Origin of the sequence: Paenisporosarcina quisquiliarum, from assembly GCF_043641925.1 — a bacterium.
Classification (GTDB): Bacteria; Bacillota; Bacilli; order Bacillales_A; family Planococcaceae; genus Paenisporosarcina; species Paenisporosarcina quisquiliarum_A.
Genome location: NZ_JBHZRU010000009.1, coordinates 39,494 through 52,364 on the forward strand (window position 1 = coordinate 39,494; position 12,871 = coordinate 52,364).

General features: G+C 35.8%; 16 protein-coding genes. 11 read left to right on the top strand and 5 right to left on the bottom strand.

Translation table 11 applies throughout. The annotated features are described in order from the left end of the window. Nucleotides 1–22 precede the first annotated feature (22 nt). Nucleotides 23–1,015 (bottom strand): M23 family metallopeptidase, encoded by a 993-nt coding sequence (locus ACHUE4_RS08325; RefSeq protein ID WP_394188911.1) that lies wholly within the window; start codon nt 1,013–1,015, stop codon nt 23–25. A gap of 77 nt (nt 1,016–1,092) precedes the next feature. Continuing rightward, the gene (locus ACHUE4_RS08330) at nt 1,093–1,800 is read right to left on the bottom strand and encodes a gamma-glutamyl-gamma-aminobutyrate hydrolase family protein (protein ID WP_394188912.1); all 708 of its coding nucleotides are present in this window, start codon (nt 1,798–1,800) and stop codon (nt 1,093–1,095) included. A 217-nt stretch (nt 1,801–2,017) separates the two neighbouring features. On the opposite strand from ACHUE4_RS08330, the gene ACHUE4_RS08335 reads away from it, so the two are divergent. Next, entirely contained in the window at nt 2,018–2,800 is a 783-nt protein-coding gene (locus ACHUE4_RS08335; protein WP_394188913.1) for a SurA N-terminal domain-containing protein, read from the top strand. A 75-nt stretch (nt 2,801–2,875) separates the two neighbouring features. Here the strand turns inward: ACHUE4_RS08335 and ACHUE4_RS08340 are convergent, their stop codons facing one another. Continuing rightward, on the bottom strand, nt 2,876–3,061 hold the full coding sequence (locus ACHUE4_RS08340) for a hypothetical protein (RefSeq protein WP_394188914.1): 186 nt from the start codon (nt 3,059–3,061) through the stop codon (nt 2,876–2,878). Between the two features lie 152 nt (nt 3,062–3,213). Here ACHUE4_RS08340 and ACHUE4_RS08345 point away from each other — a divergent pair, with 152 nt between their 5' ends. The 7 genes from ACHUE4_RS08345 to ACHUE4_RS08375 all read left to right on the top strand — a co-directional run bounded on the left by ACHUE4_RS08345 (nt 3,214) and on the right by ACHUE4_RS08375 (nt 9,461). Next, nucleotides 3,214–3,756, top strand: coding sequence for a GrpB family protein (locus tag ACHUE4_RS08345; RefSeq protein ID WP_394188915.1), 543 nt, complete (start codon nt 3,214–3,216; stop codon nt 3,754–3,756). Between the two features lie 25 nt (nt 3,757–3,781). Beyond that, the gene (locus ACHUE4_RS08350; RefSeq protein ID WP_394188916.1) at nt 3,782–4,255 is read left to right on the top strand and encodes an NUDIX hydrolase; all 474 of its coding nucleotides are present in this window, start codon (nt 3,782–3,784) and stop codon (nt 4,253–4,255) included. A 134-nt stretch (nt 4,256–4,389) separates the two neighbouring features. Continuing rightward, the gene (locus ACHUE4_RS08355; protein ID WP_394188917.1) at nt 4,390–6,051 is read left to right on the top strand and encodes a M3 family oligoendopeptidase; all 1,662 of its coding nucleotides are present in this window, start codon (nt 4,390–4,392) and stop codon (nt 6,049–6,051) included. A gap of 23 nt (nt 6,052–6,074) precedes the next feature. After that, nucleotides 6,075–7,127, top strand: a complete 1,053-nt coding sequence (locus ACHUE4_RS08360; protein WP_394189094.1) for an ATP synthase beta subunit C-terminal domain-containing protein — start codon at nt 6,075–6,077, stop codon at nt 7,125–7,127. A 150-nt stretch (nt 7,128–7,277) separates the two neighbouring features. Continuing rightward, nucleotides 7,278–8,366 (top strand): DUF1611 domain-containing protein, encoded by a 1,089-nt coding sequence (locus tag ACHUE4_RS08365; RefSeq protein WP_394188918.1) that lies wholly within the window; start codon nt 7,278–7,280, stop codon nt 8,364–8,366. Beyond that, entirely contained in the window at nt 8,363–8,713 is a 351-nt protein-coding gene (locus ACHUE4_RS08370; RefSeq protein WP_394188919.1) for an alanine racemase, read from the top strand. Before ACHUE4_RS08365 ends, ACHUE4_RS08370 begins: the two co-directional genes overlap by 4 nt. A gap of 28 nt (nt 8,714–8,741) precedes the next feature. Beyond that, nucleotides 8,742–9,461, top strand: coding sequence for an alanine racemase (locus tag ACHUE4_RS08375; RefSeq protein ID WP_394188920.1), 720 nt, complete (start codon nt 8,742–8,744; stop codon nt 9,459–9,461). A gap of 51 nt (nt 9,462–9,512) precedes the next feature. Here ACHUE4_RS08375 and sda read toward each other — a convergent pair whose 3' ends face one another. Further along, nucleotides 9,513–9,635: a sporulation histidine kinase inhibitor Sda gene (gene sda / locus ACHUE4_RS08380; protein ID WP_394188921.1), complete on the bottom strand. Its 123-nt coding sequence runs from the start codon at nt 9,633–9,635 to the stop codon at nt 9,513–9,515. A gap of 458 nt (nt 9,636–10,093) precedes the next feature. On the opposite strand from sda, the gene ACHUE4_RS08385 reads away from it, so the two are divergent. After that, nucleotides 10,094–10,642: a GNAT family N-acetyltransferase gene (locus ACHUE4_RS08385; RefSeq protein WP_394188922.1), complete on the top strand. Its 549-nt coding sequence runs from the start codon at nt 10,094–10,096 to the stop codon at nt 10,640–10,642. A gap of 32 nt (nt 10,643–10,674) precedes the next feature. Here the strand turns inward: ACHUE4_RS08385 and ACHUE4_RS08390 are convergent, their stop codons facing one another. Continuing rightward, a complete protein-coding gene (locus tag ACHUE4_RS08390; protein WP_394188923.1) occupies nt 10,675–11,148 on the bottom strand; it encodes an RDD family protein in 474 nt (157 codons plus the stop codon). A 430-nt stretch (nt 11,149–11,578) separates the two neighbouring features. Here ACHUE4_RS08390 and ACHUE4_RS08395 point away from each other — a divergent pair, with 430 nt between their 5' ends. Together ACHUE4_RS08395 and ACHUE4_RS08400 are read left to right on the top strand one after the other, a co-directional pair. Further along, nucleotides 11,579–12,079 carry a DUF2243 domain-containing protein gene (locus ACHUE4_RS08395; RefSeq protein WP_394188924.1) on the top strand — a complete coding sequence of 167 codons (501 nt, stop codon included), beginning with the start codon at nt 11,579–11,581 and terminating at the stop codon, nt 12,077–12,079. Further along, entirely contained in the window at nt 12,066–12,857 is a 792-nt protein-coding gene (locus ACHUE4_RS08400; protein ID WP_394188925.1) for a cytochrome c oxidase assembly protein, read from the top strand. The genes ACHUE4_RS08395 and ACHUE4_RS08400 overlap by 14 nt, the downstream gene beginning before the upstream one ends. Nucleotides 12,858–12,871 lie beyond the last annotated feature (14 nt).

The following is a 12,871-nucleotide window of genomic DNA, read 5'->3' on the forward strand; positions in this document are numbered from 1 at the left end:
TGGGAGGTTTTATTTTTTCATTTTAACTGCCTCTTTTACGTTCTTCTTGTTCCCATCTTCTTAATGCAGGGAAGGGATCGTAAGCCCATTCTGTACGGCCATTAAATTTATACATACCGTAATGCAGATGCGGAGGGAAGCGGCCTGAAGTCCATTTTTTCCCGTACCCTGAACTGCCTACATATCCTATAATCGTACCCGGTTCAATAATATCGCCTTGTTTGACTTTTTTGTTAAAGCTCGATAAATGAGCGTAATAATGATAGGTATTATTTACATCTCGTATGCCAACCCGCCATCCACCATATTCGTTCCAACCCATTGTTTCAATCATGCCATATGTGGTGGATTTAACAGGCATTCCATAGGAAGCAAACAAGTCTGTACCTTCATGAATTCTTCTGCCACCCCATCCACGACGATCTCCCCATGTACTTCGATAGCTATAATCTTGTCTAAGTGGAAGCGGGAATGCATGCTGATCTAAATTGATTGTTTCAAAATGCTGATAAATCTTCGCTGTTGTCAAGATTTGATTAACAGCCAAATCATTCTGATAGTAGTTCTTAACGGCTTTTTTAAAGTCCTTTTCGCTATGTCCTTGTACATTCAATAACTCGACAAGCGTCCCCATCACATCGTCATCATTCTTCCGGTCTGCTAGCCCATCACCATTAGCGTCCACACCATTCCCATTAAAAAATGTGATGGACAGTGAGTAATTATCATCTCGTTGTGGATTAAGTGGACCTACCCAGTAGTCATCTGAAAATTGCATGGCGACAATTCCGTCTCGCTTTGGTAGATCTCTCCGTACTTCTTGGATATTCCGTTCATACTGATCAATTGCGGCTAAATAATACCATGGCAAAATGTCGCTCGAGTAATTTATATAATAGGCCATTCGCTTTTCCAACACTTGTTCTCTCGTGGGTTGCTGTTCATTCGCATATGCACCAGAGGAAAGTAGTAAGAAACAGGCACTAAGTGTAGTTAATCGAAGCCATCGATTCAATTCGTATCCCTCCAAAGGTCGTGATGTCTTGTAGTTTTCCCAGGAAAGATATTTTCATGAATGAATTATGAAATTGGCTATTCTTTTTTTTGACAAGCTTTAATAAAAGCTTGAAATATGGAAACGGACGATGAATCATTCTTTTTGAACATGCCTTCAGGATGCCATTGAATACCTAAAACAAAATCATGTTCTTTGCTCTCAATCGCTTCAATTAAACCATCATTTGCAATTGCGCAAATTTCAAAAGCTTTAGGGATTTTTTTAACTGCTTGATGGTGAAAACTATTCACTTTTACCAAATCGCTTTGTAAAATACCATAAAGCTTAGTTGCTTTTTCTATTTGAATAAAATGCGAAGCGTGATGGCGAGGAGCCAATTGCGTATGTTGCAAAAGTGGTTTATCAAATTGAGAATAAATATCTTGATAGATATTTCCTCCTGCCGCAATGTTAAGAATTTGAATTCCTCTGCAAATTCCTAAAATGGGTTTATTGAGTTTTAACATTTTTTGAGTTAGGGCTATTTCAAAGGTGTCTCTTTCTGGAGAGACATTGCCAAGATGTGGAATAGGTTCTTCGAAAAATAAAGTGGGGTCGACATCACCGCCACCAGTTAAAAGTAATCCATCCAATAAAAGTGCGATAGACTGAACATCCTCATCGTTTAGATTGGGCAACACAATTGGTAAACCGCCAAACGAAGTAATACCATCAAGATAGTCTGTTGAAACAGATAACACGTGATCCTTTAAATTTGTTGATACGCCAATAGTAGGTTTCAAAATGAATCGTCCTTTCAACCTAAGGTCGTTCATTTTATGTATAAATTCCCTCATGTATTTGCAAAAAATGAGAAAGTAAATATGTCGATAATAAGATAACAGGAACATGTCAATTCAATGACATAAGGGCTTATTGGTTTAATTCTTATCATAATTTCGTTAAGATGCAGGCTAGGCATTAAATACATGCGTTAGATTTGAAAGGAGATTTTCATCCATGAATTATAAAAAATACTTACTTCCTTTAGCTGCAGGTGCTCTGGCACTTGGATTAACAGCTTGTAGTGAAGAAGATAAATCAGCTAAAGAAGAATCACCTAAAGAAGAAGTAGCGCAAGAAGAAACAAAAGCCCCATCTGAACAGGATGCAAAAGCTGCAGCAAAAGAAATGGAAGACAACTTAGCTAAACAGCAAGTTGATGAAAAAGAAATCGTAGCGATTGTTAATAAAGAAGAACTTACTGGTGAACAATATAACGAAGCATTGGCTTCGATTCAAGGTCAAATGCAACAAATGGGTCAAGATCCAAATAGCAAAGAAGCAGCAGAGCAATTAAAGACGCAAACGATAGATTCCCTTGTGAATCAAACGTTGATTCTTCAAAAAGCAGAAGAAGCTAAAATAACAGCTTCTGAAAAAGAAGTTGAAGAGCGTTATGCTACATTTGAAGAGCAATTTGGTGGAGAAGAAGCCATGACTAAAGCACTTAAAGAACAAAACATGGAATTAGGAAAATTAAAAGAACAAATCGCCCAATCCATCGTTTTTGAAAAATATCAAGACAAAGTAGTACCTGCGGCTGAAGTAACTGATGAAGAAATTCAAGCTTATTACGATCAAGCAGCAGCTCAATCTAAAGAAGCGGGTCAAGAACTACCTCCTCTTGAAGAAGCAAGTAAAGAAATCAAAGGAGTCTTAGAACAGCAACAACAACAAGAAAAGTTCGCTGCACATGTAGAAGAAATAAAAGCTGATGCTGAAATTGATGTAAAAATTTAATCATTGGTTATTTTGGAAAGACACCTTCCGCAATGGAAGGTGTCTTTTTTGTGATTCAAAATAGGGGAGAGTTTATCATTGTTCTCGTTTCTTACGTTGGTTTTGCGTCATAGGCTCATGCTTTGGATTTAAATTTCCTAACTCAGCTAATTCCATAGAAATTTCTTCTCTTTGTGAAGGAGTTCTTTTTCTAGAACGTAATGTGAAATCAGTAAATGAAACCGTCTTATTATTGACTCCATTTTGATAATCTTTTTTCATGAAAACTCTCCTTTCAAATTTCGAATCCTCCTTATCATGAGTTAATTCATGCGAATAATGTATGCCATTTTATATGTGATAAATATGAGTAAAATGATAGTATGGGAAATATAAGCAAAACATGAATTTTGTCACACCGGAGGTTTAAAAGTATGACTAATATCGTTGAAATACAGCCACATAATGAAATATGGGCACAACAATTTAATGAATTAAAAAGTGAATTTATCAATGAACTGGACAGTCTGATCATTTCGGTTGAACATGTTGGAAGCACGTCAATCGAAGGGCTTTCTGCCAAACCAATTTTGGACATAGATATTGTTATCAATGATGTTAGCTTATTCCCAAAAGTTTGTACCAGATTAGAGAAAATGGGCTATATCTATCATGGTAATCAAGGAATTGAAGGACGAGAAGTCTTTAAAAGAAATAGAAATGAGTTATTAAATATAAATAAACCTCCACACCATCTTTATGTATGCTCATTAGATAGCAAAGAATTAAATAGGCATTTGGCATTTAGAGATTATTTGCGACAACATCCGGATGAAGCCAAAGAGTATGAGGTCCTTAAAAAATCCTTGGCAGCCACGGTTAACACAAGAGAAGAATATACAGAAGGTAAAACCGAATTTGTTGAATCGGTTTTAGAGAAAACGTTAAGTACTTATATAGTATATTGTGCTAAATAAAGTTTTTTAAATGGGGGATTTAAAAATGACACATCAACACCCAAAACATATTATTGCAGTTTCGGCCTTTATCACCAATGAACAAGGAAAAGTATTATTGGTTAAAACACATTGGCGTAAAGATACTTGGGAGTGTCCTGGTGGTCAAGTTGAAGAAGGAGAAGCATTAGATCAAGCTGTCATCAGGGAAGTTTTTGAAGAAACAGGAGTCTTGATTAAACCTCTCGGGATTACTGGGGTTTATTATAATGTTACAAAACAATTGTTGTCTGTTGTATTTAAGGCTATATACATAAGTGGAGAAATTGAGATTCAACCCGAAGAAATAAAGGAAGCTGCATTTATTAAATTGACATCTGATAATATTGAGGAGTACATCACGCGACCTAATATGATATCGCGAACGCTTGATTCAATGAATGCGGAACACTTCATTCCTTATGAAACAATTGAAATAGGTCCATATAATTTACTGGGAAGATTAGAAAACTTAGTTTAATTAGAAATTTATTTGAAGGATCCTTTTGGGTCCTTTTTTTCGTTTAATAAAGTTTGAAAAAATCGAAGTTGACCTTTAGAGTAATTTAAATTACGATATAAAGTAATTAAAGAAAAATACTGGGAGGATATCGTATGGACACCATTTTTTTAAAAAATACGTTTAATGAATTACTAATTGCGTTTAAAAATGCAAAAACGTTTGAAGAACAAAACAATTTCTTTAAAGAACTCAACAAACATCGCCTGCTATATGAGGGAACTAAGAACTTACGAATGCTTAACCATTTTAGTGATTTGAATAATGTAAATGCTGAAGAAGAATATACAACTATTCAACAATCAGAATCATTGTATCTTTCATTAGTAAATGACTATTATGAAACAATTTTATCGGCGACATATAGAGACGACTTGGAGAAAATGTGGGGGGAGCAGCTTTTTAAGTTAGCGGAAATAAAAATAAAAACATTTAATAATGAGGTAGCTGAAGAAATAGAGAAAGAAAACAAATTGATTTTAGAATACCAGCAAATTTTCAGAAAAGCAGAAAGTGTTTTTAGAGGAGAAAGCATATCACTTTCTTCACTAATTCCTTATATTTTTTCGTCAGATCGCAATACAAGAAAAGAGGCATTCGAATCTAAGTATCTATTCTTTCAAAAAAACGAGAAAGAGTTTGATCGAATTTTAGATGAATTAGTTAAAGTTCGACATCAAATGGCTTTAAAATTAGGATATCCATCGTATATTGAATTGGGATACCATCGCATGCACCGTACAAATCTCAATCAAGGTGACTTCAAAAAATACCGTAAGCAAGTTAAAGAAGTAGGAGTTCCATTAGTTAACGATCTGCGTCATAAGCAAAAAGAGAGATTACAAGTTGAGAAATTAAAGTACTACGATGAACATGTGTACTTTCAAACACCTGCACCTAAACCGGTGGGGGGTTACCAACAAATTTTGACTACATATCTTCATGTATTTGATGAGTTATCTCCGGAGACTTCAACTTTTTATAATGAAATCATGAGGAATGGTCATCTGGATGTTCAAAATAGACCCGAGAAGACTGGTGGTGCATTTGCGACTTACATTGGCCAAGAGGTGGCACCCTATCTTTATTGCAACTTTAATGGGACGTCAAATGATGTTCGTGTATTTGCTCATGAAGCGGGCCATGCATTCCAATTTTATATGACTCGAGAGAAACAAATTCACGAATATATTATTCCGTTTGATTCTGCAGAATTGTTTTCATTTATAATGGAGCGCTTAGTTTGGCCATGGATGGAACAATTTTTCGGAGATGAAGTAATTCGATATAAATATGAACATCTAACTCAAGGGATTATGTATATGCCAATAGCGTCTGTGGTTGATGAGTTTGAACACTTTTTATATCAATATCCAAAAGCGACAACGCTAGAACGGAAACAACAATGGCGAAAGCTAGAACAGGAATATATGCCGGAAAAAGATTACGATCAAAATGAGTTTCTAGAAAGGGGCATGGGATTTTGTGAATACGGACATATCTTCTCTACCCCTTTTTATTTTATTGATTATGACTTGGCACATTTTTGTTCCTTACAGATGTGGATGAAGCAACAAAAAGAAGGCGTACCACCAGTTCAATCTTTTATCAGTATGTGTGAGAGTGGAGGCAGCTTATCGTTTGAAGATTTGCTAGCACGGGCCAATCTGATGTCTCCTTTTGAAGAAGGTAGTTTAACGACTATACTTGAGGAAGTACAAGTTTGGTTAAATAACGTGGACCATCACAATTTTTAGTTGAAATTAGGAGTTGAGAAATGTTGAAAGACATTCGATTAAATGCAGAATTATTACGCAGAAAAGTTCCGAACTTAACCGTGGCAGCAAAATCAATTGGGATTCGACCAGCCACCGTCTCGAATCTATGTACAGGAAAAATTGATCTTGGTAAGGCGGAAGTACGAACATTAGTTGGTTTAGCCACTTTAGCCAACTGCACAGTGGATGAACTAATCTTAAGAGAGGTGAAGTTGAACATGATACCAACCCAAATTAAAGTGTTAGATTTTTTTGCACCATTGGTTGCTGGAGGAACAGTAGGGATCGTTGCTCGACCAGGTATGGGGCAATTAGTTATTCTTGCTGAGTTGTTACAACGTTTGAAAGTATCTACATATGAAACGATTTTATTAATGCCTGAAGCAACTTCGAGTGATATGGAGGAATTAGCTGGGCTAGCTAACTACGTGGTCCATTCATGTGAAGAAGCACTCGATAAGATGACTAAATTAGACTCGGAGATTGTATTTATCACAGATAGGAGTTATTTAATTTCAGGAGATTTGTTAGATTTACAAGACCGTCTTGTTCATCAAGTGACGAGAGAAATTACAACGATTTTAGTAGATATATCAGGAGACGTCGTTGATGAAGAAATGCCATATGGTCCTCTTGAAACTTTGTGGCAATTAGATGCTGATTTAGCAGCGAGACATCTATACCCTGCTGTTCATCCTCTACAATCTACATCTTCTATTGTTGAAGGGATCGATTTAGATCAAAAACATTTCTCTTTACGACAAAGAGCTCAACAACTTCTCCGACGTTATAAAGAATTACTTTCATTTGTAAATGTTCATGGGAAAGAGCGACTTCAAGAGAAAGATATTACGATTTTTAATCGTGGTGAATTACTTGAATCTTACTTTACTCAGCCTTTTTTCGTTGCAGAAGCTTTTACAAAACAAAAGGGGTTAGAAGTATCATTAACAGAGACTTTGCGCGACGTTGAAATTATTTTAGATGGAAGGGCAGATACCCTCAATCCTGAAAAAGTACGTTATATCGGTAGTATTCAAGAATCTATGTTATAATGAATAAATGGAATTAACTGTATATCGCATGAAATACCTTGCATCTTCTAGAATCTCGCCTTAAGGCTGTTAGTGTTCTACAAGAATGTCTAGGTATTTTTTTTGTGATATTTATTTTTCTTTCATGAAAAATGAATGGAGGAAAACTAAATGAAGAAGACAGCAATAATATACTGCGAGAATCATTTTGGAACGATGGATGGGAAAACAGCAAACGGTTTGATTCGAAGCTCAGGCAAATATCAAATCGTTGGTGTGATTGATAGTACGAAGGCAGGCATGGATTCAGGAGCAGTGCTTGAAGGAATAGAGAATGGTATTCCTATGTTCGCTAATATAGAAGATGCATTACTAAATTTATCTAGCGTTCCAAATCAATTTATTTATGGGATTGCACCAGCCGATGCATTTTTGAAAGAATATGAACGCAATGTTATTTTAGAGGCGATGAAACAAGGGATGAACATTGTAAATCCCCTTCAGGAGTTTCTAACAGATGATGAGCAATTTGTTCAAGCTGCTCTTCACTATGGAGTTGGAATTGAAGATGTAAGGATGCCTCCATTAAAAAAAGATTTACATCTTTTTTCAGGGAGAATCCTACACATTGATACACCAATCGTTGCTGTATTAGGAACAGATGGTGCAGTTGGAAAAAGAACGACTTCTGTTATTCTTGAAGCGGCTCTACAAGCTAAGGGTTTGAAAGTAGCATTTATTGCGACTGGACAAACCGGTCTCATTCAAGGAGCTAAGTATGGCGTAGCAATTGATGCTATTCCTTCACAATATATTACGGGTGAAATTGAAAATGAAATAATGAAAGCATATGATGATGAAAATCCAGATATCATCATCGTGGAAGGTCAAGGTGCGTTAAGTCATCCTTCCTATATTAGTTCTAGTGGGATCTTAAAAGGTTCGAGACCTGGAGCTGTTATTGTACAACATCCACCAATGAGAAAAATGCTTGGTGATTTTAACTTTATGCCAATGCCTACCGTTAAAAGTGAAATACAACTAATAGAAAATTTTTCGGATTCCAAAGTCGTAGCGATTACAATCAACCATGAAAATATGACAGATCAAGAAATTGAAGATGTCGTTGTAGCTTATGAAAATCAACTTCATTTACCAACTACTGATGTATTAAAACACGGGAGTGACAAGCTTGTTGAAAGCGTTCTTGCAGCGTTTCCTCAATTAGCTAATCGTCAAAAGAAAGCTCTGGTAAATTGAATCATACTGAATTGCCTCGAATCGAAATAAACCTAGCGAAAATTGCTCATAATGCTGAAATGCTTTTAAAATTATACGGTTCTAAAGGAATCGAATTAATGGGTGTTACTAAAGGTGTATGTGGGAGTCCAGAAATTGCTAAGGTTCTAGTAGAGAAGGGGATGCAGATGCTTGGAGATTCTAAAGTGAAGAATCTGAAGCGGATGCACGATGAAGGTATCCATGCAGAGTTGGTTTTATTGCGATCACCTGCATTAAGCGAAATTGAAAAAGTCATTCAAACGGTGGATGTGAGTTTGAATTCTGAACTTGTTATTATTAGACAACTTTCTGAAAATGGCACTTAAACATCATGTCCTTCATAAGGTCATTCTGATGATTGAAATGGGTGATTTAAGAGAAGGTATATTACCTAAGAGCGCAGTAGATGTAGTACGAGAAGTTTTACAACTTAGAGGAATACGTTTAGTTGGCATTGGAGCTAATTTTGCTTGTTTCGGCGGAGTCAAACCGACGGATGAAAAGATGAATCAACTTTCTTTACTAGCTACTCAAATAGAGTCTGAGTTTAATATTACCTTGCCCTATGTATCTGGGGGAAACTCAGCGAACTACAGTTGGTTTATAGAGACTGAACACACGAATCGGATTAATAACTTGAGAATTGGAGAATCGATTCTTTTAGGCAGAGAAACGCTGTATCGTGAGGCAATACCGAATTTATTTACAGATGCATTTACTTTTGTAGCTGAAGTAATTGAATCTAAAATGAAGCCTTCAGTTCCTTATGGAGAAATTGCTCAAAATGTTTTAGGTATATCTCCTGAGTTTGAAGAACGTGGAGAAATCAGAAGAATTATTCTTGGTGTTGGATTTCAAGATGTGTTGATTTCTGGGCTTACACCGAAATTAAATATTGAAATTCTCGGATCTAGTAGTGATCATACAGTTATGGATGCGAAGCAGGAAAATCTGCATGTAGGCGATGAAGTAAGCTTCTCAGTGAATTATGGTGCATTGTTAACACTTATGACTTCAGAAAATATAAGTAAAAAATATATAAACATGTTAACTCCACATGTTGTGGATAAATAAAAAAAGCACTCGGTTCAAATCCGAGTGCTTTTTCCGTTATGGTGATTAAAGTTAAACTTTTAATGATCGTCTGCGAATCTCTGATTCTAGTAGACTGATGAAATCTGAGCTTAATTTTAACTCTTTTGCTTTGTAGTAGGACTCTACTAGTAATTCAGATGAAAGATTACTCATTTTAAATAGGCACCTCCGATGAATAGTTTTATTTATAGTTTGAATTTTTAATTGATATTTTGGATGTACATTTAATCTATCAAAATAATTTCCAAAGAACAACCGTTCTGTTATCCACAGTTTACAGTGGATAACTTGTGTTTAAGTTGTGTATAGTTTCTCAAACCGTATATTTAGCAGCTCTAAATATGTGTATAAAGTTATCCACAGTTTTAAAAAATGCGAAATTTGTCGAAACATTTTTTTGGGAATTGGAAAAATAATTGGTAATATTAATAAATATTCAGGACATTTAATAGTTATTATCTAAAAATACAGACTTTTCTAATAACTTACTCATTTTTATTCATCGGAAAAATGACTGTTCTTTTTAATCTACGTTATGGTGAATGTTGTGTATTGTCGAATATAGGAATAAAAATTGATGGTTTTTAGACAAAAGTATTGGAGGATTTTTTATGATATTTCAACAAGAGGATTTGGTTTTAAGAGAATTAATGAAAGGAGATGCCGCTTTATTAGCCATATGGCTTTCAAATCCAACTGTGTTAGAGTTTTATGAAGGAAGGGACAATCCATTCGACTTGGCTAAAGTGCGTCAAAAATTCTTCAACCAAAATGACAGTGAAACAAGATGTATTATTGAATATAAAGGAAAAGAAATCGGTTATCTTCAATTTTATAAACTAGATCAGGAAGCTTTTTCTGAATACGGACTTAAAGCTTCGAATGAACGAGTTTTTGGTATGGATCAATTCATTGGAGAAGTGGATTGTTGGAATCGAGGTGTAGGAACGAAAGTGGTGTCCGCTACTGTTCAATATTTAGTGGAACAAAAACAAGCAGACAAAATCGTTATGGATCCTCAAGTGGTTAACGAACGCGCAATTGCTTGCTACGAAAAGTGTGGATTTTTAAAAGTGAAGGTTTTACCGCAAAAAGAACTTCATGAAGGCGAGCTTCGAGATTGCTGGCTAATTGAATATACGAAAAAAGTAAATAGATAAACGGCAAAAGCATAAACGCTTTTGCCGTTTTGTTATTTCTTTATAAAATGATCTCTCTTCATCACATATGTGTTGGCCATTAAATCATGTAATCCTCGTTTTTCAGGGTGAAAAATAATTAACAAAAACCCAGCAAAAAGAATAACAGAGCTAACAAATGAAGCTAGGTAACGACCAGTGGAACGGAGTAAGGAAATTCGGTTTCCTTGTACATTCACAATTTGAAGCCCCATAACCAATTTTCCAAGTGTTGCTCGTAAAGGAGTGGCGGGTAAAATGATGTAATATGCAATCGTTAATATGTAAAAAAGACTTTGTTCGTGTGCTAAATCCATCCCCACATTCAGTCCTGAGACAACTTCCATTGATTCAGCCGTTGTTAACCCTATTAATTTTCCTAATCCTAATAGAAGAATAGATAATATGATGAAATCTAAAAATGATGCGAAGAATCTGCTCCAAAATCCACCGAATTCAGGATGAAGTACATGCTGTCTGATGCTCATTTGATTTCCTCCAAAATATAGTGATTAGTAGTGCTTAAACAAATTGATTATAAGACGAAATGGTGCTGAAAACAGTGACCATAAGAAGTGCCCAACTATCTCACCCCAAATATAATCTCTTAATGAATGATCTTTTTCCTTCTTTTTTTTCTCCATTAGATTTGTCTCCTTATGTCTAACTTCGTTAGTTGATTTACGTATTTTGTTAAGTAAAGTTTCAAATTACTACTATATGTTTTGAATTAACATTTTTGATTCATACTAATCTTAGTTAGAAAATGAGTGGTTGTTAAACTGACTCTTCGAAATGGTACAAGTCTAGTGAAAGTTAGGAATGCTTTAAATGTTACTAAACTAAGCATCTATAGTTGCTGCAAAACAGACATGACTTTTCAAAGTTGAAAATCTATCAACAAAGTAGGGGGATTATATGGAGAAAACTAGTAAACAGGTGAAAGCGAGTTTGACGAATCAATTGAACTATTCATCGAGAAATCTGTGGGGAGGCTTTCTATTTGGACTCGGGGTTGTCGCATTTATTGATGAGACAGTTTTTCATCAATTGCTACACTGGCATCATTTTTATGATAAATCTACAACGGACATAGGACTCGTTTCGGATGGGTTATTTCACGCGTTTAGTTGGTTTGCCATTATTGGGTCTAGCTTTATGCTAGCGGACCTTCATAGAAGGCATGCTTTTGTGATGAAACGCTGGATTGGTGGTGCATTATTAGGTGGTGGGACATTTCAGCTTTATGATGGAACGATTCAGCATAAGCTAATGCAGATTCATCAGATTCGCTACAATGTCGATATTACGCCGTATGATGTTGTGTGGAATATCACGGCTTTAGGAATGATTATCGCAGCCTATTTCCTTTTGAAGAATACAAACATAAGATCGGAGGAACGTCATGCATACAAATAACCATCTACCTGAACCGATTCTTTGGTTACAACTGATCGCCGTATGTATGATAGCCATCGGTTTATATTTAATTGCGATGGTGATCTCAAATAGTCGCTTTAGAAAGTCATGGTCTATATGGAAAACTCTTTCGTTTTGCATTGGAGTGGTGTTTATCTTTAGTGCTTTCATCGGACCACTCGCGATGAAGGCTCACTCAGACTTCTACCCGCATATGACGAACCATTTACTTCTTGGTATGCTCGCTCCAATATTCATCGCTTTTGCATCACCAGTAACTTTATTTTTACGCGTGCTTGACGTTAAAACTGCAAGACGTGTAATTGAATGGATGAAGAGTTGGCCGATGCTATTGTTAACACATCCATTAGTTGCAGCTTTGCTAAGCGTTGGAGGACTATGGATTTTATACACGTCAAGTTTATATGCACTCATGCAACAAAACGTTTTGTTGCATATGTTCGTGCATGTTCATGTGTTCATCGCGAGTTATCTATTTACGATTTCCATTATTTCTTTTGACTATCTTCCTCATCAATGGAGCTTTCGATTCCGATCGATTGTTCTCTTATTAGCCCTTGCTGCTCATGGGATTTTGTCTAAGTATTTATACGCGCATCCTCCAGAAGGCGTTTCGAGAATAGATGCGGAAAAGGGTTCGATGTTGATGTATTACGGAGGAGATGCAAGTGAAATCCTTATAATTCTCATCTTCTGTACACAGTGGTATAAATCAACTAAACCACGAGTATCCACAGGCACTCATTCCTTTGTATGAAGTAAAAACAATCG

Excerpts from the sequence above, each read along its gene's own strand:
- ACHUE4_RS08335 (WP_394188913.1), top strand. The coding sequence starts at position 2,018 with ATGAATTATAAAAAATACTTACTTCCTTTAGCTGCAGGTGCTCTGGCA.
- ACHUE4_RS08340 (WP_394188914.1), bottom strand. The coding sequence starts at position 3,061 with ATGAAAAAAGATTATCAAAATGGAGTCAATAATAAGACGGTTTCATTT.
- ACHUE4_RS08345 (WP_394188915.1), top strand. The coding sequence starts at position 3,214 with ATGACTAATATCGTTGAAATACAGCCACATAATGAAATATGGGCACAA.
- ACHUE4_RS08350 (WP_394188916.1), top strand. The coding sequence starts at position 3,782 with ATGACACATCAACACCCAAAACATATTATTGCAGTTTCGGCCTTTATC.
- ACHUE4_RS08355 (WP_394188917.1), top strand. The coding sequence starts at position 4,390 with ATGGACACCATTTTTTTAAAAAATACGTTTAATGAATTACTAATTGCG.
- ACHUE4_RS08365 (WP_394188918.1), top strand. The coding sequence starts at position 7,278 with ATGAAGAAGACAGCAATAATATACTGCGAGAATCATTTTGGAACGATG.
- ACHUE4_RS08375 (WP_394188920.1), top strand. The coding sequence starts at position 8,742 with ATGATTGAAATGGGTGATTTAAGAGAAGGTATATTACCTAAGAGCGCA.
- sda (WP_394188921.1), bottom strand. The coding sequence starts at position 9,635 with ATGAGTAATCTTTCATCTGAATTACTAGTAGAGTCCTACTACAAAGCA.
- ACHUE4_RS08385 (WP_394188922.1), top strand. The coding sequence starts at position 10,094 with ATGATATTTCAACAAGAGGATTTGGTTTTAAGAGAATTAATGAAAGGA.
- ACHUE4_RS08390 (WP_394188923.1), bottom strand. The coding sequence starts at position 11,148 with ATGAGCATCAGACAGCATGTACTTCATCCTGAATTCGGTGGATTTTGG.
- ACHUE4_RS08395 (WP_394188924.1), top strand. The coding sequence starts at position 11,579 with ATGGAGAAAACTAGTAAACAGGTGAAAGCGAGTTTGACGAATCAATTG.
- ACHUE4_RS08400 (WP_394188925.1), top strand. The coding sequence starts at position 12,066 with ATGCATACAAATAACCATCTACCTGAACCGATTCTTTGGTTACAACTG.